The organism is Flavobacterium sp. LMO6 (assembly GCF_009495795.1).
Classification (GTDB): Bacteria; Bacteroidota; Bacteroidia; order Flavobacteriales; family Flavobacteriaceae; genus Flavobacterium.
Genome location: NZ_WIBH01000006.1, coordinates 1 through 19,126, shown reverse-complemented (window position 1 = coordinate 19,126; position 19,126 = coordinate 1). Strand labels below are relative to the sequence as shown.

The following is a 19,126-nucleotide window of genomic DNA, read 5'->3' as shown; positions in this document are numbered from 1 at the left end:
TAAAATCAACTAACAAATATGATAAAAAAATACTTCTCTCTCATTGTTCTATCTGTTTCATTTGCTGTAATTTATGCTTGTTCGAACGATAATGACAATGACTACATGCCTATTTCACCAGTAACGGTAGATTTAACGCTGGTACCTTATCCAAAATTATCCGATTATAAGTTTTTTGAAGGTGATTTAAAAAACCTTAACCCCTCATTAGACGTTATCCCTTATGAGCCAATTTCATCTTTATTTACAGATTATGCTCACAAAAAAAGATTTGTTTGGTTTCCAAATGGAACTAAAGCAACATATAACGGTGACGATCAAATATTAGAATTACCTGTTGGTGCAGTTTTAATTAAAAACTTTTATTACGACAATGTTCAACCTTCCAATGTAACAAAAATAATAGAAACTAGATTGATGATTAGAAAATCAGATGGTTGGATTTTTGCAGATTATGTATGGAATGATGAACAAACAGAAGCCAATCTAGATTTAAACGGAAGTACTAAAACCATTTCATGGAAAGACGAAAACAATGTTATCAAAAATGTTGAATATCGAATTCCGAATGAGGTTCAGTGTATCGTTTGTCATAAAACGAAAAGCTATGAAAATGGTAATTATGTTCAAATAAATATTCCTATTGGTATAAAACCGCAAAATTTAAATAAATTATACAATTACGGGAGCGAAAATAAAAACCAATTAACAAAATGGATTGAGCTTGGTAAATTAGAAAATAATTTCGCATTACCTTCTGAAGCAAGTACAATTGTTGATTACAATGACACTAGCAAACCAATTGAAACAAGAGTTCGATCGTATTTTGATATTAATTGTGCGCACTGTCATAAAGAACATGGTCATTGTGATTACAGACCTATGCGTTTTGCTTTTTCAGAAACTTTAAATAACCAAACAAACATGGGAGTTTGCGTTGATACACAAGATATGCAAAGTTTTCCACCTGCGCTCGCTAAACTGGTAACACCAGGAAACACTGGTCGTTCTATGCTATATTACAGACTTGATACTGTAGACGAAACCTATAGAATGCCTTTACACGGTAGAACTTTAATCCATGACGAAGGAGTTCAACTCGTCGAAGAATGGATTAACTCAATTACAACACCTTGCAACTAAAAAAAACTATTATGAAAAAAACTACTCTTTATTTTCTATTCTCTATATTGTTTTCATTAACATTACAAGCGCAAGATACGTGTAATGGTGCTTTACCCATTTCTGGTCCTGGAATTTACGCTGTTGGAATTATTAATGGACAGGCCCCTACAACTTTCTGTGCACCTAATGGCGCAATTGTTACAAACGTTCCTGCCGGAGAATGGTATTCTTATACACCTTCTCAAAACTACACAGTTACAATAACATCCGATATTGCTCAAAACAATCCGAGAAAGGATACTCGTATTCATATTTACTCAGGCGATTGTAGTTCTCTTACTTGTGTTGCCGGAGATGATGATACTGGCACCGGATTTTCCTCTGTAGTTTCGTTTAATGCAGTAGCAGGAACAACTTATTATATAGCTTGGGATAACAGATGGTTAAACACGGTTAACAATACTGGTTTTAGTTTTCAATTATCAGAAAGTACAATAGTAATTCCAGTTACACCTATATCGTATACAACACAAACAGTTGCAACGATAAATAGTAGTTATAATATTTGTGTAGTAGATATGAATGGTGATTTTAAAGATGATATCGTAGGCATAAGTGCAACTAATATGAGAATTCATGTACAATCAAGCACTCCTGGAAATTTTATTATTAAAGATATTCCTTTAACTGGTTCAGTTTTATTACCTAATTGGAGTATTGCAGCAGGAGATTATAATAGAGATGGATATAATGACATTGTATTAGGTAATGGTAGTGGTGCCACAATTTTAACTTCTTTTAATAACGGAACCGAATTTTCTACTTACACTCCTGGTCAATATATTTTCTCACAAAGAACAAATTTTTCAGATTTAAATAACGATGGTAATTTAGATATTTTTGTTTGCCATGATATTGCGCCAAGTTGTTATTATTTAAATGATGGTGCTGGAGGTTTAACTTTTTATCAATCAACGGTAACTCCTGGCGCTATGAGTATTGCAACATCAACAGGAAATTACGCAACATTATTTACTGATTTTGATAATGATGGTGATTCTGATGTTTTTGTTTCGAAATGTTCAGGACCTCCGTGCGAATTATATCGTAACGATGGAAACGGAGTTTATACTAATATTTCTGCGTTAGCCGGAATTAATGTTACTCCAATTCAAACATGGTCTTCAGCTATCGCAGATTTTGACAACGATGGTGATATGGATATTATTATAACAGCTAGTGCTGGCTCACATAATTTTTTTAGAAACAATTTAGACACTTCAAATAGTGTAGAAGAAGCTTATACTAACATTACTTCAGGATCTGGTTGGGAATCTAATAGTTCTACAAACATTGACAACTTAGCTTATGATTTTGATAACGATGGTAAAATTGATGTATTAGGTGGTGGTAATAAAATTATGTTTAATCAAGGAAATAATACTTTTGCTCCTGTAAGTTATTCAGGATTAACAGTATCTGCAGTTGGTGATTTAAACAATGATGGCTTTTTAGACTTTCAAAATGGTACTACCATTCGATATGCTGTTCCTAACGGAAATAATTGGATTAAAGTAAATCTTCAAGGTTTACAAAGTAATCGCAATGGAATTGGAGCACGAGTTGAAATTTATGGCGCTTGGGGAAAACAAATAAGAGATATAAGAAGTGGTGAAGGTTTTAGACACATGAGTACTTTGAATGCTCATTTTGGAATTGGTACTGAAACTTCAGTTTCTCAAGTTGTAGTAATTTGGCCTTCAGGAGTAGTTGATGTTATTAATAATCCAAATATAAATGAGTCACTTTCTATTATTGAAGGTTCTAGCCCATTAAGTTTAGTAGATAATGGTAATTCTAAAATTATTTTATACCCAAATCCTACATCAGATCTAATCACACTTTCAAATATAGAAATGTTAAACATAAAAAATGTATCCATAATTTCAACATTAGGAAAAGTGATTAAAAATGTAAATCTTACTAACTCTAGCTTTTCAGTTTCCGACTTATCTGAAGGATTTTATATACTTATGATAGAAACTGAAGATGGAAAAAAATATTCCGAAAGTTTTATAAAGAAAAATTAAAACCATAAAAAAAACCGAGTCAAGCTCGGTTTTTTTATTTATATTAAAAATAATATCAAAATATAATGTTGTTTTTATTTTTTACAATAGTAAAATAATTTATTACATTTACAGAATAAAATCCTTACAAATGAAGAAAATAACAAAAATCGCATTCGCTTTATTACTAGTTGCGGGTGTATCTATGAATGCTCAAACTGCATTAAAAAATGGTTCTGTAACTTATAGTATGACAATGCCAGGTGCTGGTGAAGAAATGGCTGCTATGGGAGAAAGTACAATAACGGTTCATTTTAATGATAAAACTCAAGCAACAGACATGAGCATGATGGGCGGAATGATGTTAATGAAAACTATCGTTCCAATTGCAAATGAAAAAGAATCTAAAATGACTGTAGAAGTAATGGGTATGAAATACGAAATTACTGATGCTGGAGAAGCTGCTTCTAAAAATACAAACGGACTAAGTAATTTAGATAATGCTAAAGAAATTGTGTATGATAAAAAAGACACTAAAGAAATTGTAGGTTTTAAATGTTATAAAGCTACTGTATCTATGAATGATGGAACCACAAGTATTTTTTATATTACAGATGCAATTGCTCCACAAGCTCAAAAAGAAGATGCAAAAGTTAAACTTTCTGGTTACCCTTTAGAAATGACTGTTCAAACAGCTCAAGGAGATATGGTAATGAAAGCTACAAAATTTTCAAAAGAAGTTCCTGCAGATGCTTTTAAAGTTGGAGAAGGATTTACAAAAATAACTATGGAAGAATTCCAAAAGCAAATGGGTGGTATGTAATACTAACTTCTTTTATAATATAAGAAGCACTGTGAAATCAGTGCTTTTTTGTTTGTTATAATCTAATGGTGTAAAAGTCCATTTGATGATTTCTAAGAATTAAAAAATACTATATTTGAATAACGCTATTTCATAGCGCATATATATAAATTAGAAGCAATTAGCCCAAAAATATTAAAAAATGAAAAAAATCATTATTACATTTCTAATATTAAGTTTTAATTTAATGTTCTCTCAAAATTATTTTGAAGGAAAAAATTTATACTGCAAATCTGACAATCCGAGAGCAATGGAATTGTTTAATACAGGAATTGAAACTTTGTACTTAAATAAAACTTTAGATAAAAAATACTTAAAAATGACAGCCGATGTATTTTTCAGGGCTTATCAAACCGACACTACATTCTGTGATGCTATTTTTTTTGCAGGATATACAAAAAGATTATTAAATGATAAATATGCTTTAACATGTTATTATTATGCAGACAGTTTAGCTAATAATAAATCAATTGAATTTAAAACCAATCTTGCAGCTGAAGCCTTAAGATTTGGAAATGAAGCATCATTTAAAATTGCAAGAAGAAAATATAATGAATTGATCGAATATTTTCCTGAAAGTCCTGAAGGCTACTATGGATTTGCTATAACTTCTCCCATTTTTGAGGATACTGATAAAGGTTTAGAAAATATAAATATCGCAATTGAAAAGTATAAAAAAATTAATACAGAATTAAAAGACGATGTTATATTTATGAAAGGTATTTTATTGTCTTTCAATAAAAAATATATAGAAGGGTTGGAATGTTTAGAAAAATCCTATTCATCATATAAAAAAGAAGAAAACTTTAAAATACATTATTCTCTCTGTTTACTTAAAGTATCAGAAATTAATAATGACGAAAAAATGAAAAAAAAGGCTCTTAAAAATTATGAAAAAATTGAAAATAAAGAGCAAATACCAAATGAACTCAAAATATTGTTAAATTTTTAAAATAACTGCTGGTAAAAGTAGTTTATAAAAATGACGGGGTTTTGAGCTTAATTTAAAGTTGGTTTTGTACTTATAAAACATCGTTTAACCGGAAGTATAGTCTTTCTTAATCCGCCACTCCCGAGAAGAGGCAGAATGTCAAAAAAGCTGCTAATAACTACTCGCCTTTTTTAGGACAACTCAAAAACAAAAAAAAATCCTAATCTTTCAATTAGGATTTCATTTTTATTTCTCAAACTCTTTTAATGTATTAATAATAATTGAAACACATTCTCTAAGTTGTTCTTCTGACATTACTAACGGAGGAGCAAAACGAATGATGTTTCCATGAGTAGGTTTCGCTAATAATCCGTTTTCTGCTAAACGTACACAAATATTCCATGCCGTGTCGCTTTCTTCTGTGTCGTTAATTACCACAGCATTCAACAAACCTTTTCCTCTTACTAAAGTAGCAATGTTAGAAGTCTCGATGAATTTTGCTAATTCCTCACGGAAGATTTTTCCTAATTTTCTAGCATTTTGAGACAAACTTTCGTCAGAAACTACTTCTAGAGCCGCCATAGCAACGGCAGCTGCTACTGGATTTCCACCAAAAGTAGAACCGTGTTGTCCTGGTTTTATTACATTCATAATGTGATCATTTGCCAAAACAGCCGAAACTGGATAAGCACCACCAGATAAGGCTTTACCTAAAATTAAAACATCAGGTTGAACATATGTTTCTTGTTTTTCACATTTAGATTCGCAAGAACAATTTCCACAAACCGCTAATAACGAACCTGTTCTAGCAATTCCTGTTTGCACCTCATCAGCAATAAACAATACATTATTTGCTTTACAAATCGCTTGTGCTTTTTGTAAATAATCTGTCGCAGGTGTATATACTCCAGCTTCACCCTGAATAGGTTCAACTAAAAATCCTGCAATATTTTTTGAAGAATTAACCGCTTTTTCTAAAGCTTCAATGTCATCATAAGGAATACTAATAAATCCTGCTGTATAAGGCCCGAAGTTTTTACGAGCATTTTCGTCATTTGAAAACGAAATAATAGTTGTTGTTCTTCCGTGGAAATTTCCATCACATACTATAATTTGAGCATCATTTTCATTAATTCCTTTTTTCTCATACGCCCATTTTCTACACAATTTTAAAGCTGTTTCAACTGCTTCAGCACCAGTATTCATTGGCAAAACTTTATCAAAACCAAAATAGTTTGTTACAAATTCTTCGTAAACTCCTAATTTATCGTTGTAAAATGCTCTTGACGTTAAAGTTAAAGTTTGTGCTTGGTTTACCATTGCTCCAACAATTTTTGGATGACAATGCCCTTGATTTACTGCAGAATAAGCCGAAAGAAAATCGTAATATTTCTTTCCTTCTACATCCCAAACATAAACTCCTTCTCCTCTACTCAAAACTACTGGTAGTGGATGATAATTGTGTGCACCGTACTTGTCTTCTAATGCAATAGCTTCAGCCGAATTCATTTTTTCTAAAACTGACATAAAATGTTTTTCATTGATTGTTACATCGCAATTCCTTCTTTATGGTGAGAAATCAACCGAATAGTTGTCAAAAATACAAAAATCAAGGGCAAGTTCAAATTCAAACTTAATAATCCGTAAAAAAATCTAATTTTCGGAACACAGTTTTTAAAAAATTGAAGAAATTATAAAAACCTATAAAATGTTCAAAACTCTTATAAACTTTTAATCTATTAACCTTTTAAACATTTAATCAAACATTTCTAACAATGTCGTAACTGTATTCCAATTTCGTATGGTGGCAGTTACATTTAGTTTTTTCTCAATATATTTTTGGTCTAATCTAGTTTTACCAGCTCCAACAGCGTATTTAATGTAAATTCTGCTTTTATCAATTGCGGCTTCATCGGGTTTAAATTGACTAATTTTTAAATCATTTAAAGCACCACTCGATAATTCTTTCGAAATGAAAGCCACATATAGTTTCTTAGTATCGCACTCTTTTTCTTTTAGATAAGAATTGTTCTTGAAACACGCTTCTAAATCTTCTTTTGAAATAACAACAACCGGAACTTCCAAACCTAATTCTTTGAAAATTTCTTGTTTAATTTTAAACCCAACACTAGCGCCATGTTCCTCTTCCGAATCCACAAAAACATTTCCCGATTGAATATATGTTTGTACATTTTGAAATCCTGCATTTTCTAAAACAGTTTTCAATACATCCATTTTAATCATATTGTGTCCGGAAACATTTATTCCGCGAAGTAAAGCCAAGTGCGTTTTCATATTTATTGAAATTTGCTATAAAAGTAAAATATATTATCAAATCAGCATAACAATTCTTATTTTTGCTGCATGGGAAAAAAGAGAACAGAAAAAATCGTATTCGAAAACGTAAAAATCCTTGATGCAGGTGCAAAAGGTGTATCGGTATCGAAAGCACCAGATGGTAAAGTAATATTTCTTCCAAATGTAGTTCCAGGCGATGTGGTTGATGTACAAACAATGAAGAAAAGAAAAGCCTACTACGAAGGTAAAGCCATAAAAATTCATGAATTTTCAGAACATAGAATTGAACCCGTTTGTTCTCATTTTGGTGCTTGTGGTGGTTGTAAATGGCAAAACATGAAATACAGCCAACAATTGTTCTATAAAAATCAGGAAGTATACAATAATTTAAAACGAATAGGTAAAATTGAATTGCCCGAATTTGAAGCTATTTTAGGTTCAGAAAAACAATTTTTCTATAGAAATAAAATGGAATTTGGTTTCTCGAATGCGCGTTGGATGACCGATGCCGAAATTCAATCGGGAACCGAATTTGACAATAAAAATGCCTTAGGTTTTCATATTCCTAGAATGTGGGATAAGATTTTAGATATTGAGAAATGTCATTTACAAGAAGATCCATCAAACGAAATTCGTAACGAAATCAAACGTTTTGCAAACGAAAACAACTTAACTTTCTTTAATGCAAGAGCTGTTGAAGGTTTATTGAGAACGTTGATGATTCGTACCGCTTCAACAGGTGAAATCATGGTGTTGATTCAGTTTTATGAAAACGATAAAAACGGAATCGAATTGATGATGAATTTCTTGTCAGAACGTTTCCCTCAAATTACGTCGTTACAATATGTTATCAATCAGAAATTGAATGATACGTTATACGACCAAGACATTATTTTATTTAAAGGTCGCGATTATATTTTAGAAGAAATGGAAGGGTTGCATTTCAGTATTAATGCGAAATCTTTCTATCAAACCAATTCAGATCAAGCGTATGAATTGTATAAAATTACGAGAGAATTTGCAGGTTTGACAGGAAACGAAACGGTTTACGATTTATATACTGGAACAGGAACCATTGCGCAATTCGTATCAAAACAAGCGAAAAAAGTAATTGGTGTTGAAGCCGTTCCAGAAGCAATTATTGATGCAAAAGCGAATGCAACACGCAATAACATCACGAATTGTGAGTTTTATGTAGGTGATATGAAAAACGTTTTCAACGACGAATTCATCAATCAACACGGACAACCCGACGTTATTATCACCGATCCACCAAGAGATGGAATGCATAAAGATGTGGTAGAAATGTTATTAAAAACAGATGTACCAAAAATTGTGTATGTAAGTTGTAACTCAGCTACACAAGCCCGTGACTTAGCTTTGATGGACGAAAAATACAAAGTAGTTCGTGTGCGTCCTGTGGATATGTTTCCGCAAACGCATCATGTGGAAAACGTGGTTTTATTGGAAAAACGATAATAAAATTTTAAACCACATAGAAACATAGAATATAATAAATAGGAAGTTCCGCATAGCATTTCATTAAGACAAAGCTATGTTAACTATAAAAAGTGAAACACCTCAAGACATTTAAAAAAACTATGTATCTATGTGGTAAAATAAGAAATCTATGAAAAAAATAGTTTTTATAACCTTATCCTTGCTTTTAGCTGTTTCGTTTTGGAACTGTGAAAAAGATGATATTTGTGCCGAAGGAACCGCAGTAACACCTCGAGTAATTATTGAGTTTTATGATGCGGCTAATCCTACTGTTTTGAAGAATGTTACCAATCTTAGAGTGGAGGAATTGAATACAGATAATGGGGTTGTTTTTAATGAAGACATGGATGAAACTGTTCCTGCAAGGTACTTAGCAAACGGAAATAAAATTGCTATTCCATTAAAAACATTTTCAGAAACTTCAGCATTTGAGTTCATCTTTAATTATGGTGATGCTGCTGCTAATACAGATGTCATTACTTTTAATTACACAAAAGATGATGTTTATATATCGCGCGCTTGTGGTTATAAAACAGTATTCTATTTAGACACAACAAATCCAATTGAATTAACAACAGATGGAAATAACTGGATTCAAAATATCGAAGTAATACAACCCAATATAGAAACCGAAAATGAAGTACATGTTAAAATATATTTTTAGTTTGATCTTTTTGTGTGTTTCGTTATCAGGAAATGCACAAACCAAAGACACTACAAAAGTGTTGTATCCTGAACGATATGGTTTACGTATTGGGGCTGATTTACATAAAATTGCTCAATCGTTTTACGAAAAAGATTACAGAGGTTTTGAAATTGTAGGCGATTATCGTTTAACCAAGCGATTTTATATTGCTGGCGAAATTGGAAACGAAGATAAAACTGTTGATGACGATCGTTTTAACTTTACTACTAAAGGAACTTATTTTAAAGTTGGGTTTGACTACAATTCGTTTGAAAACTGGCTCGACATGGAAAATATGATTTACGTTGGAATGCGATACGGAATTAGTAGCTTTGATCATACTTTAAACAGCTACACCATTTTTGACCCTACAAATTATTATGGTGAAAACACCGTAATATCTGGTGAAAAATTTAGTGGTTTAAATGCAAGTTGGTTAGAAGTTATTGGTGGTATTAAAGCTGAGTTATTCAGTAATGTATATTTAGGTTTTTCGGTTCGATTAAACTATTTAGTATCTAACAAAAAACCAGATAATTTTGATAACCTTTTTATTCCAGGCTACAACAGAACGTACGATGGAAAATTTGGAGCCGGTTTTAACTACACGTTGAGTTATTTCATACCTATTTACAAGAAAAATAAAACTAAGCAGATATCAATAAAATAAACTAAAACCACATTAATTGATGTTTTTTTTTAGGATAATTTTAAATTATATGTATATTATGTTACTTTTGAAAACAATAATTTTTTCCTTAAATTTTCACTTTAGTGGTTTAAAATCTATTAAAATTTTAATTTATTTTTACAAATATCAAATTAAAAATTATGGGATAGTAATAAAATTAAGAAAAAAAATATAATATATTTGATAACATTAAAATCAAACAACTCTCAATTAACAAATAACATCATGAAAATAAATTATATAATTAGAAATAGCATTATAACAATTCTTGTATTCTCCTTATTCTCTTCGCCGATTTATGGTTGTACTGGAATTACTTTACTATCAAAAGATGGCGGTGTAGTTGTAGCGAGAACTGTTGAATGGGCATTGAATGACGCACAACATAACAAAATTTTAATTGTTCCAAGAAATAAAGAATTTAAAGCCCAAACTCCAGCAGGATTTAATGGTAAAAATTGGAAAGGAAAATATGGTTTTGTAACACTTACTGCTTACGGGCAACCTTATGGACCTGATGGATTAAACGAAGAAGGATTGTATGTTGGGGTTTACTATTTACCCGGATTTGCTGAATATGCAGTTTATGACAGTAATAATGCTTCAAAATCTATGAGTGTTGGCGATTTAATGCAATGGATGCTTTCATCATTTAAAACTGTAGATGAAGTTATATTACATTTAAAAGATGTAGTTGTTGTTAGCGTTGAAAACAAAGATTTTGGTGGTGCTGAACTTCCTTTTCACTTTAAAATTGTAGATCCTAGCGGAAACAGTAGAATAATTGAAATTGTAAACAAAGGTGAAGTTAAAATTTACGAACCTTATTTAGGTGTCATTACAAATTCACCAACTTATGATTGGCACATTATAAATCAAAGAAATTATTTAAATCTTTCTACTAATCCTAACCAACAAAAAAGCTTTGGTAATTATGAATTAAATCCAATTGGAGGAGGTTCTGGTTTTATAGGATTGCCTGGAGATTTTACTCCACCATCTAGATTTGTAAGAGCCGCAGCTTTTACTGCCTCATGTAGACCTCTAGACACATCGTTAGATGCCGTTTTTGAATCATTTAGAATACTAGATAATTTTAACATTCCGCTTGGTGCACAAGTACCTGCAGAAAAGCTACCAACCGATATTGTGAGTGCAACTCAAGTAACTTCTTCTTGTGATTTAAAAGAAAAAGTTTATTATTATCATACCATGTGGAATAGAGAAGTAAGAAAAATTGACCTTAAATTGATTGACTTCTCTGAAATAAAAGAACAAATAATCGATGATGATGTAAAGAAAGAAAACACCATAAAAGATGTAACACCACAACATTTGAAAAGAAAAAAAGCAAGTAAAAAATAGTTTGAAATTAAAATTAAAACAATGAATATTATAGATAAAATAATTCACTTCACAGAAAAGACAATTTATTACATCTTATCAATTCTAATACTTTTGTTTGTGATATACGAAGTAGTAGATTTAATTAATTTATTTTATAATGAAGTTAGTAATGCTTCCATTATAGATAATAAATCAATTGCGCTTACAGGTGTTCCTTTATTCTTTAACATAATAATTGCATTAGAAATCCTTGAAACATTTAAAGGAGATAATGAAAATATTTTACGCAAAGTAAAAATCATTTTGTTAGTTGCATTAACAGCAATTTCAAGAAAAGTAATTATAATGGATGTTAAGCATGTTGGATTTGAAACAGAAATTGGTATTTCAATTTTAATACTTACAATTTGTATTGGTTATTTAATTCTTAACAACAATAAGTTCAATAAGAAATTCATCACAAATAAAAGCATTTCAGAGAATAAGGATTAAATTTAATAGATAAAATTTAATCGCATTTAAACAAAAAATCCAGAGATAGCTCTGGATTTTTTTATTGAATTTCTTTTACACCTTTTATAAAAAGCCACTTCATAAATATCTTTTCACCTGAAGGTGTTTTAATTGCTTGGAACTTTGGTGCTAAAAGCAACGCTACCATAAATGAAGTCATAGGAACCCAAAGACCATTCAAATGGGTGAATTTGTCTACTAAAAACAAAGTTGGCAAATAAATCACCGTAAATCCTAAGAAGTTATATAAGAATGATTTTACTTTTTTACTCATTGTATTTTTGTTTAATTGATAAATTGTTGAATTGAAAACGCATCTGTCATTCTGAACTCGTTTCAGAATCTATCTAGAGAAGCTGAAACGAGTTCAGCTTGACAAAAAATTTTACTCTTCAGTATTCATGTATTTCCCTTTTTTACTACCTTCATACATTTCGTATTTCACTAAACGCGCTTCTAACTTTCCGTTAAAAAGTTTAATTTTTCTGCTTGGCTTTAAACCTACAAACTTTAAAGCTTCTAAATTTGCAGTAATAAACCAAGCATTGGTATTGGGATAATTTTGTTTTAACGTATCTCCTATTTCTCTATAAAAACGCTCCATATCAATATCCAAACGTTCTCCATAAGGCGGATTGAATACCATATGTAACGGTCCTTCGGTTTCCTTTTTAGAATCGAAGAAATTTTCGTTGGTAATCGTAATGTATTCGTCTAAATTGGCATTTTTTACATTATCTTTTGCTTTTGCAACCGCACTTGGCGCTTTGTCATAGCCTGTAATCGTATAATGAAATTCGCGTGTTTTCTTTAATAACGATTCTAAAATGTTATCAAATAATTCGGCATCCCAATCTTTCCATTTTTCAAAACCAAATTCCTTACGATTAATATTCGCTGGAACGTTGCAAGCAATCATCGCCGCTTCGGCTAAAATAGTTCCGGAACCACACATAGGGTCTAAGAAATGACTTTTTCCTTCCCAACCGGCTAAAATCAACATACCAGCCGCTAAAACTTCGTTGATAGGTGCAATATTGGTAGCCGTACGATAACCTCTATGATGCAACGAAGCGCCTGAAGAATCTAACGAAACCGTCACGTTGTCTCTATCAATATGCACGTGAATTTGTAAATCTGGAAAGTCTTTATCAATACTTGGACGCTTTCCATTCAAATCTCTAAATTGATCTACAATCGCATCTTTTGTTTTTAAAGCCACGAACTGACTGTGATTGAAGTTTTCAGAATGCAAAGTCGTTTCTACTAAAAACGTATTATGTTCGGTTAAATAATCCGACCAATCAATTGCTCTAATACCTTCATACAAGGCTTTGTCGTTATGTGCTTTAAAAGTTTTAATAGGTTTCAAGATTTTTAAAGCAGTACGAAGTGCCAAATTGGCTTTGTACATAAATCCTTTATCGCCTTTAAAACTTACTACACGCGTACCAATTTCCACTTGTTGTGCGCCAAGAATCTGAAGTTCTCTCGCTAATATTTCTTCAAAACCAAAGAAGGTTTTGGCCGTCATTTTATAATTTTCCATTCTTCAATTTCAAGTTCAATTGCAAAAATCAACCGCAATCGCAATAATTAGGGTATTCTTGTGCAAAAATACATTAAATTTGCTACTTGAAAGAAACGAATTCAGAATTAATGTCAGAAACACAAAAGACTTCAACAGAAAATTGGTTTGCCTCTTGGTTTGATACCGAATATTATCATATTTTATACAAGGAACGCAACGACGAAGAAGCGCAATTGTTAATGGATAATTTAACGCATTACTTAAACCTTCCAGAAGATGCTAAAATATTAGATTTAGCTTGTGGAAAAGGACGTCATGCTATTTACTTGAACTCTTTAGATTATAATGTAACAGGTGCCGATTTATCTGAAAATAGTATTGCAGAAGCAACAAAATTTGCTAACAATAAATTGCAATTTAAAGTTCATGATATGCGTGAACCTTTTGAAGAAAAATACGATGCCATTTTTAATTTGTTTACGAGTTTTGGCTATTTTGAAGATGATGCCGATAATTTTAAAACCATAAAAGCAATTCACAACAGTTTAACGGAAACAGGTTTTGCCGTAATCGATTTTATGAATGTAGATTATGTGTTGGATAATTTAGTTGCCGATGAAATAAAAACGGTAGACGGAATTGATTTTCACATTAAACGTTATTTAAAAGACGGACACATTTATAAAGAAATTGAATTCGAAGATAAAGGTGAAAAATTTCATTTCACCGAAAAAGTACAAGCCCTTCGCTTAGTAGATTTTGAAAAAATAATGGAAGAAGCTGGTATTTTTTTATTGGATATTTTTGGCGATTATAAATTGCGAAAATTCTATAAAACACAATCAGAACGTTTAATTATGATATTTAAATAATGCACTATATTATAACATTTTCAGCTGTAATTTTAGGGTTTTTAATTGCTCTGTTTTTAAAACCTCAAAAGAAAAAAAACATCAAATTACTATTAGCATTTAGTGGTGCGTTTTTACTTTCGCTTACTGTTTTACATTTACTTCCCGAATTATTTAGCGAAGGACATAATCACGTTCATGAAGGAGAAGAAACACATGCCACTTTACCTGTTGGTGTTTTCATTATGATTGGAATTTTATTCCAAATCTTACTAGAATTTTTCTCTAAAGGTGCAGAACACGGTCATGTTCATGTTCATACAGACGAACATAACGAATTGCATCAAATTCCGTGGTTATTATTTATTAGTTTGTGTATTCATGCTTTGTTAGAAGGTTTCCCAATTCACGATAACAACAATTTAGCGTACGGAATTGCAGTTCACCACTTCCCTATTGCTATCATTCTAACATTATTTTTTGTAAATGCTAAAATGAATAAATTAATGGTTTTTGCATTTATGTTTTCATTTGCCTTAATGACACCACTAGGAACTTTATTAGCAGAACAAATGCATTTTGCCCAACATTACTCAAAAGAAATCTCGGCTATTGTAGTTGGAATTTTATTTCATATTTCTTCTACAATTATTTTTGAAAGTAATGAAGGACATAAATTCAATTTGGCAAAAATTACCATGATTGTATTTGGTTTTGTTTTAGCCTACATTATTGAAATGGGACATTCGCATTAAAAGATATAGCTAAATAAAATATATTTAGTATGTAGTTTTTAGTTACAGCCATAGACAGCAAATGATATTAGAAAAATGAAAATAAATTTAAAATTCGTTACAGATTACAGACAATTTTACTTGAATGACAAAAATGCAAATGGGAATACAGGTTCTGAAAATTTTTGGTCAGAAAGCGCATTTGCAGACAAACTCGCAATTGAAGATGGAGTATTGGGGATTGGAATTGAAAATGATGAAGGTAAAGTAGAATGTGAATTTGAAATTTTAAACTCTAAAAGCTTAATAGATAATTTCACTGACTTTGACCATGTAGTAGAAGCAAGTTTAAAAATTCATTCTGGAATTTTACAAATAATAGATTGCCCTCATTCAGAAGTTGAAATGGAAACAGAAATTGAAAATGGAGAATACAGAGTACGTGTTTACTCGATAAATTTGAATACTGCTTACGAAGAAAACCCTAAAGATTCTTATAAAATAGAAATGTGGAAAGAAGCTTATTCAGCCAGAAAAGTATTAAAAAGATTTGAAGATTAAGCATTGGCTTTAACCGCTGATTACTTCAATGACTACTTCCGGATTTTCAGAAGAAAAATCCACTCCTGAATAGAATGTTTCGTTATATTTGTAATGGCTTAATATTTGTTGAATGCGACTAAAAATAAGCTTCAAAACATTTAATTTGAACAACATTTAAAACATTTAATATGGGATTATTTTCTGCGCTACTTGGCAATGCAGGTGCTGTAAATCAGGAAACTTTAGTTAAAGATTATGGCAAATTATTAATTACGGGTGAAGAAATCGAATTGGGCTTTAAATTAATCCGAGATACATTTATTTTTACCAACAAACGATTAATTCTAATTGAAAAACAAGGGATTACAGGTAGCAAAATAGAATATAAATCCATCACATACAAAAGCATTTCACGTTTCAGCGTTGAAACTGCTGGGACTTTTGACTTAGAAGCCGAATTAAAAATTTGGGTTTCCAGCGAGGCAAATCCTAGTATTGTGAAACAATTCAATAAATCTGTTAATGTGTATGATGTGCAGAATGTTTTGGCACATCATGTTTTAAAATAATCGCATGAACTTTACCAAAACTACTGAACAAGCTTCCAAATACGAACATTTAGAAAAAATGTCGGTAACTGATTTGTTAACCAATATCAACAACGAAGATAAAACCGTTCCGTTAGCAGTAGAAAAAGCATTGCCACAAATTGAAAAATTAGTGACTGAAATTGTTTCGAAAATGAAACAAGGTGGTCGTTTGTTTTATATTGGAGCCGGAACTTCGGGACGTTTAGGAATTGTAGATGCTTCAGAATGTCCACCAACTTTTGGAGTTCCGTTTGATTTGGTAATCGGAATTATTGCAGGTGGTGATACTGCCATTAGGAAAGCAGTTGAATTTGCCGAAGACGACAAAGAACAAGCTTGGAAAGATTTACAACAATGGAATATCAATGAAAATGATGTTGTAGTTGGAATTGCTGCTTCGGGAACTACACCTTATGTAATTGGTGGATTAGAAATGTGTAATCAAAACAACATCAGTACAGGAAGCATCAGTTGTAATGCGGAAAGTCCGTTATCCAAAACGGCTAAATTTCCTATTGATGTGGTAGTTGGACCTGAATTCGTAACGGGAAGTTCGCGAATGAAAGCGGGAACGGCTCAAAAATTAGTTTTAAACATGATTTCGACCGCAACTATGATTCAGTTAGGCAAGGTAAAAGGCAACAAAATGGTCGATATGCAATTGAGCAACACCAAATTAATTGACAGAGGTACGAGAATGATTATGGAGGAAATCCCGGTTAGTTATGAAGATGCCAACCAACTTTTAAAAACACACGGAAGTGTTAGAAACGCAGTAGATTTTTACAATAACAACAAATAAAACATAAAATGAAACAATTATTTTTAATCTTAGCAGTATTTGGTTTTTCGATATCTTTTGCTCAAAAATTAGAATACAACAATGGTAAAATTTTTCAAGATGGTGAGCAAATATCTTCTTTTGAAACAAAGAAAGTATTGGCTTCCGATTTAAAAGCATTGCATTTATTTAAAAAAGCAAAATCGAAAGAATCGTTAGGAGGATTCATTTTAGGATTAGGAATTGGAGGAACTGTTGCTGATTTAGTAATGGGATTAACTTCTGATGTAAAATATCCAACTGCCATTACTTATGTTGGTGTTGGATTAATGGCTGTTTCTATTCCAATTTTATCAGGAAGAAAGAAAATGGTTCAAGAAAGTGTTGATATTTATAATGATGGGCTACAAGAACAAAAGAAAACATTAGGCGACAATTTCGAGTTGAATATTGTAAATAATTCAAACGGAGTTGGTCTTCAAATTAATTTCTAATGGCAACCGATAAAAACATATTAGCAAAAGGTATTAAATATCTTTCAGGTGCGTTACCTTTACTATTTCTTGGTCCAATAATTATTAATAGTGCTTTTAAAAACGAAGGAAGTCCATTATATCCTTATGTTTTAGGATTGGGAATCATAATTGCTTTAGCGGCAATGTTTTTAATTTTTAAAGGAATTACGACTCTAGTAAAAAGCATGTTTGACGGCGATAAACAAGGGTAATAAAAATATCAATAACAAGTTCAATATCAATTTCGAAATCAATAACAATTTCAAAATCAAATATGAAATTCAAAGTACAACATTCTATTTGTAGTTTAATACTACTTACATTGCTAACTTCTTGCTACAATCAAAAGCGTAATTGTAGTGATTTTAAAACTGGTAAATTTTCATCAGAAACCGAAATTGAAGGTAAAAAATATACGAGCACTTTTGAACGAAATGATTCTATTCAAATAGAAACCTACGAAGGAAAAATAGACACTTTTAAAGTACGATGGACCAATGATTGCGAATACATAATGCAAAATATAAATCCAAAAAACCGAGAAGAGAAAAAACCAGTTCAAATGAAAATTTTGACTACAAATTCAAACTCATATAGTTTTGAATATTCTTTTGTAGGCGATTCAAAAAAACAACGCGGCACTGTTACAAAACTAAACTAATCAAGGTATAATTAGTTGTAAAACCAAAACAAAAAATGGAAGTATTTTTAAATCCAGATGCCTGGATAGCGCTTTTAACCTTAACCTTTTTAGAAATCATTTTAGGCATCGATAACATCATTTTTATATCAATTGTTACCGGAAAACTACCTCAAGAAAAGCGTAAAAAAGCTACCCAATTAGGAATGTTCTTAGCAATGTTCATGCGGATAGCCTTACTTTTCGGAATCACACTTTTAATTGCAATGAAAGCGCCTTGGTTTAGCTTTGATTTTGGTTGGTTCTCAGCAGATATTACAGGTCAAGCTCTAATTTTATTGTTAGGCGGATTATTTTTAATCTACAAAAGCACCAAAGAAATCCATGAAAAAGTAGACCACAGAGGCGAAGAAGAAAAAGAATTAAAAACTTCGGCAACCAAATCATTTGGAAGCGTTATTGGTCAAATTTTATTAATCGATATCATTTTCTCTGTAGACAGTATTTTAACTGCTGTAGGTATGACTAATGGCATCGAAGGTGCGTTAGTAATTATGATTACTGCTGTAGTTATTTCTGTGGGAATTATGATGTTATTCGCGGTTCCAGTTGGGAATTTTGTCAACGCTAATCCATCCATTCAAATTTTAGGATTATCATTTTTAATCTTAATCGGATTTATGTTGATTACCGAAAGTATGCATTTATCCAATGCTGAATTAGCAGGTCAACACGTAGGAGCCGTTCCAAAAGGCTATTTGTATTTTGCAATTACCTTCTCATTGGCTAATGAGTTTATCAATATGAAGATGCGTAAGAAAAATTAATTATAAAATGATTATATAAAAAATGTCCCGATAAATATGAGGGCACTGAAAAACATCGACTATTTTGATTAGTACCGTTTTTAGTCAATAAAA

22 protein-coding genes are annotated in these 19,126 nt (G+C 31.3%); 18 read left to right on the top strand and 4 right to left on the bottom strand.

Translation table 11 applies throughout. The features are described 5' to 3' along the window. The first annotated feature begins 18 nt into the window (after positions 1-18). From GFJ99_RS07490 to GFJ99_RS07475, 4 genes are all read left to right on the top strand, one after another. The gene (locus tag GFJ99_RS07490) at positions 19-1,143 is read left to right on the top strand and encodes a hypothetical protein (protein WP_153208202.1); all 1,125 of its coding nucleotides are present in this window, start codon (positions 19-21) and stop codon (positions 1,141-1,143) included. An 11-nt stretch (positions 1,144-1,154) separates the two neighbouring features. Then, on the top strand, positions 1,155-3,215 hold the full coding sequence (locus GFJ99_RS07485) for an FG-GAP-like repeat-containing protein (RefSeq protein ID WP_153208201.1): 2,061 nt from the start codon (positions 1,155-1,157) through the stop codon (positions 3,213-3,215). 130 nt (positions 3,216-3,345) lie between these two features. After that, entirely contained in the window at positions 3,346-4,017 is a 672-nt protein-coding gene (locus GFJ99_RS07480) for a hypothetical protein (protein ID WP_153208200.1), read from the top strand. A gap of 181 nt (positions 4,018-4,198) precedes the next feature. Further along, positions 4,199-5,008, top strand: a complete 810-nt coding sequence (locus GFJ99_RS07475) for a hypothetical protein (RefSeq protein WP_153208199.1) — start codon at positions 4,199-4,201, stop codon at positions 5,006-5,008. A gap of 225 nt (positions 5,009-5,233) precedes the next feature. Here the strand turns inward: GFJ99_RS07475 and rocD are convergent, their stop codons facing one another. Beyond that, the gene (gene rocD / locus GFJ99_RS07470; RefSeq protein WP_153208198.1) at positions 5,234-6,514 is read right to left on the bottom strand and encodes an ornithine--oxo-acid transaminase; all 1,281 of its coding nucleotides are present in this window, start codon (positions 6,512-6,514) and stop codon (positions 5,234-5,236) included. Between the two features lie 228 nt (positions 6,515-6,742). After that, positions 6,743-7,282 (bottom strand): DUF1697 domain-containing protein, encoded by a 540-nt coding sequence (locus tag GFJ99_RS07465; RefSeq protein WP_153208197.1) that lies wholly within the window; start codon positions 7,280-7,282, stop codon positions 6,743-6,745. A 69-nt stretch (positions 7,283-7,351) separates the two neighbouring features. Here GFJ99_RS07465 and rlmD point away from each other — a divergent pair, with 69 nt between their 5' ends. From rlmD to GFJ99_RS07440, 5 genes are all read left to right on the top strand, one after another. After that, positions 7,352-8,764, top strand: a complete 1,413-nt coding sequence (gene rlmD / locus GFJ99_RS07460; RefSeq protein WP_153208196.1) for a 23S rRNA (uracil(1939)-C(5))-methyltransferase RlmD — start codon at positions 7,352-7,354, stop codon at positions 8,762-8,764. A 151-nt stretch (positions 8,765-8,915) separates the two neighbouring features. Beyond that, positions 8,916-9,449, top strand: coding sequence for a DUF6452 family protein (locus tag GFJ99_RS07455; RefSeq protein ID WP_153208195.1), 534 nt, complete (start codon positions 8,916-8,918; stop codon positions 9,447-9,449). Continuing rightward, positions 9,430-10,140 carry a DUF6048 family protein gene (locus tag GFJ99_RS07450; RefSeq protein WP_153208194.1) on the top strand — a complete coding sequence of 237 codons (711 nt, stop codon included), beginning with the start codon at positions 9,430-9,432 and terminating at the stop codon, positions 10,138-10,140. Before GFJ99_RS07455 ends, GFJ99_RS07450 begins: the two co-directional genes overlap by 20 nt. Before the next feature lie 246 nt (positions 10,141-10,386). Then, positions 10,387-11,526: a linear amide C-N hydrolase gene (locus tag GFJ99_RS07445; RefSeq protein ID WP_153208193.1), complete on the top strand. Its 1,140-nt coding sequence runs from the start codon at positions 10,387-10,389 to the stop codon at positions 11,524-11,526. Positions 11,527-11,547: 21 nt separating this feature from the next. Then, positions 11,548-12,000: a phosphate-starvation-inducible PsiE family protein gene (locus GFJ99_RS07440; RefSeq protein WP_153208192.1), complete on the top strand. Its 453-nt coding sequence runs from the start codon at positions 11,548-11,550 to the stop codon at positions 11,998-12,000. 61 nt (positions 12,001-12,061) lie between these two features. On the opposite strand, the gene GFJ99_RS07435 is transcribed toward GFJ99_RS07440, so the two are convergent. Then, on the bottom strand, positions 12,062-12,295 hold the full coding sequence (locus tag GFJ99_RS07435; protein WP_008253822.1) for a hypothetical protein: 234 nt from the start codon (positions 12,293-12,295) through the stop codon (positions 12,062-12,064). A gap of 111 nt (positions 12,296-12,406) precedes the next feature. After that, positions 12,407-13,570 (bottom strand): class I SAM-dependent RNA methyltransferase, encoded by a 1,164-nt coding sequence (locus GFJ99_RS07430; protein WP_153208191.1) that lies wholly within the window; start codon positions 13,568-13,570, stop codon positions 12,407-12,409. 110 nt (positions 13,571-13,680) lie between these two features. Here GFJ99_RS07430 and GFJ99_RS07425 point away from each other — a divergent pair, with 110 nt between their 5' ends. From GFJ99_RS07425 to GFJ99_RS07385, 9 genes are all read left to right on the top strand, one after another. After that, a complete protein-coding gene (locus tag GFJ99_RS07425; protein WP_153208324.1) occupies positions 13,681-14,424 on the top strand; it encodes a cyclopropane-fatty-acyl-phospholipid synthase family protein in 744 nt (247 codons plus the stop codon). After that, positions 14,424-15,158: a ZIP family metal transporter gene (locus GFJ99_RS07420; RefSeq protein ID WP_153208190.1), complete on the top strand. Its 735-nt coding sequence runs from the start codon at positions 14,424-14,426 to the stop codon at positions 15,156-15,158. The genes GFJ99_RS07425 and GFJ99_RS07420 overlap by 1 nt, the downstream gene beginning before the upstream one ends. 75 nt (positions 15,159-15,233) lie before the next feature. After that, a complete protein-coding gene (locus tag GFJ99_RS07415; protein ID WP_153208189.1) occupies positions 15,234-15,698 on the top strand; it encodes a hypothetical protein in 465 nt (154 codons plus the stop codon). 170 nt (positions 15,699-15,868) lie between these two features. Beyond that, positions 15,869-16,249 (top strand): PH domain-containing protein, encoded by a 381-nt coding sequence (locus tag GFJ99_RS07410; RefSeq protein ID WP_153208188.1) that lies wholly within the window; start codon positions 15,869-15,871, stop codon positions 16,247-16,249. A gap of 4 nt (positions 16,250-16,253) precedes the next feature. After that, the gene (murQ, locus tag GFJ99_RS07405; protein ID WP_153208187.1) at positions 16,254-17,072 is read left to right on the top strand and encodes an N-acetylmuramic acid 6-phosphate etherase; all 819 of its coding nucleotides are present in this window, start codon (positions 16,254-16,256) and stop codon (positions 17,070-17,072) included. 8 nt (positions 17,073-17,080) lie between these two features. Beyond that, positions 17,081-17,545 (top strand): hypothetical protein, encoded by a 465-nt coding sequence (locus GFJ99_RS07400; RefSeq protein ID WP_153208186.1) that lies wholly within the window; start codon positions 17,081-17,083, stop codon positions 17,543-17,545. After that, entirely contained in the window at positions 17,545-17,778 is a 234-nt protein-coding gene (locus GFJ99_RS07395; RefSeq protein WP_008253839.1) for a DUF6095 family protein, read from the top strand. The genes GFJ99_RS07400 and GFJ99_RS07395 overlap by 1 nt, the downstream gene beginning before the upstream one ends. A 62-nt stretch (positions 17,779-17,840) precedes the next feature. Then, positions 17,841-18,227, top strand: coding sequence for a DNA topoisomerase IV (locus tag GFJ99_RS07390; RefSeq protein WP_153208185.1), 387 nt, complete (start codon positions 17,841-17,843; stop codon positions 18,225-18,227). A 35-nt stretch (positions 18,228-18,262) separates the two neighbouring features. Continuing rightward, entirely contained in the window at positions 18,263-19,033 is a 771-nt protein-coding gene (locus GFJ99_RS07385; protein WP_153208184.1) for a TerC family protein, read from the top strand. Positions 19,034-19,126: the final 93 nt, after the last annotated feature.

Excerpts from the sequence above, each read along its gene's own strand:
- GFJ99_RS07390 (WP_153208185.1), top strand. The coding sequence starts at position 17,841 with ATGAAATTCAAAGTACAACATTCTATTTGTAGTTTAATACTACTTACA.
- GFJ99_RS07385 (WP_153208184.1), top strand. The coding sequence starts at position 18,263 with ATGGAAGTATTTTTAAATCCAGATGCCTGGATAGCGCTTTTAACCTTA.
- GFJ99_RS07445 (WP_153208193.1), top strand. The coding sequence starts at position 10,387 with ATGAAAATAAATTATATAATTAGAAATAGCATTATAACAATTCTTGTA.
- GFJ99_RS07465 (WP_153208197.1), bottom strand. The coding sequence starts at position 7,282 with ATGAAAACGCACTTGGCTTTACTTCGCGGAATAAATGTTTCCGGACAC.
- GFJ99_RS07425 (WP_153208324.1), top strand. The coding sequence starts at position 13,681 with ATGTCAGAAACACAAAAGACTTCAACAGAAAATTGGTTTGCCTCTTGG.
- GFJ99_RS07480 (WP_153208200.1), top strand. The coding sequence starts at position 3,346 with ATGAAGAAAATAACAAAAATCGCATTCGCTTTATTACTAGTTGCGGGT.
- GFJ99_RS07485 (WP_153208201.1), top strand. The coding sequence starts at position 1,155 with ATGAAAAAAACTACTCTTTATTTTCTATTCTCTATATTGTTTTCATTA.
- GFJ99_RS07410 (WP_153208188.1), top strand. The coding sequence starts at position 15,869 with ATGGGATTATTTTCTGCGCTACTTGGCAATGCAGGTGCTGTAAATCAG.
- GFJ99_RS07400 (WP_153208186.1), top strand. The coding sequence starts at position 17,081 with ATGAAACAATTATTTTTAATCTTAGCAGTATTTGGTTTTTCGATATCT.
- GFJ99_RS07475 (WP_153208199.1), top strand. The coding sequence starts at position 4,199 with ATGAAAAAAATCATTATTACATTTCTAATATTAAGTTTTAATTTAATG.
- GFJ99_RS07395 (WP_008253839.1), top strand. The coding sequence starts at position 17,545 with ATGGCAACCGATAAAAACATATTAGCAAAAGGTATTAAATATCTTTCA.
- GFJ99_RS07420 (WP_153208190.1), top strand. The coding sequence starts at position 14,424 with ATGCACTATATTATAACATTTTCAGCTGTAATTTTAGGGTTTTTAATT.
- GFJ99_RS07490 (WP_153208202.1), top strand. The coding sequence starts at position 19 with ATGATAAAAAAATACTTCTCTCTCATTGTTCTATCTGTTTCATTTGCT.
- GFJ99_RS07450 (WP_153208194.1), top strand. The coding sequence starts at position 9,430 with ATGTTAAAATATATTTTTAGTTTGATCTTTTTGTGTGTTTCGTTATCA.
- GFJ99_RS07455 (WP_153208195.1), top strand. The coding sequence starts at position 8,916 with ATGAAAAAAATAGTTTTTATAACCTTATCCTTGCTTTTAGCTGTTTCG.
- rlmD (WP_153208196.1), top strand. The coding sequence starts at position 7,352 with ATGGGAAAAAAGAGAACAGAAAAAATCGTATTCGAAAACGTAAAAATC.
- GFJ99_RS07440 (WP_153208192.1), top strand. The coding sequence starts at position 11,548 with ATGAATATTATAGATAAAATAATTCACTTCACAGAAAAGACAATTTAT.
- murQ (WP_153208187.1), top strand. The coding sequence starts at position 16,254 with ATGAACTTTACCAAAACTACTGAACAAGCTTCCAAATACGAACATTTA.
- rocD (WP_153208198.1), bottom strand. The coding sequence starts at position 6,514 with ATGTCAGTTTTAGAAAAAATGAATTCGGCTGAAGCTATTGCATTAGAA.
- GFJ99_RS07435 (WP_008253822.1), bottom strand. The coding sequence starts at position 12,295 with ATGAGTAAAAAAGTAAAATCATTCTTATATAACTTCTTAGGATTTACG.
- GFJ99_RS07415 (WP_153208189.1), top strand. The coding sequence starts at position 15,234 with ATGAAAATAAATTTAAAATTCGTTACAGATTACAGACAATTTTACTTG.
- GFJ99_RS07430 (WP_153208191.1), bottom strand. The coding sequence starts at position 13,570 with ATGGAAAATTATAAAATGACGGCCAAAACCTTCTTTGGTTTTGAAGAA.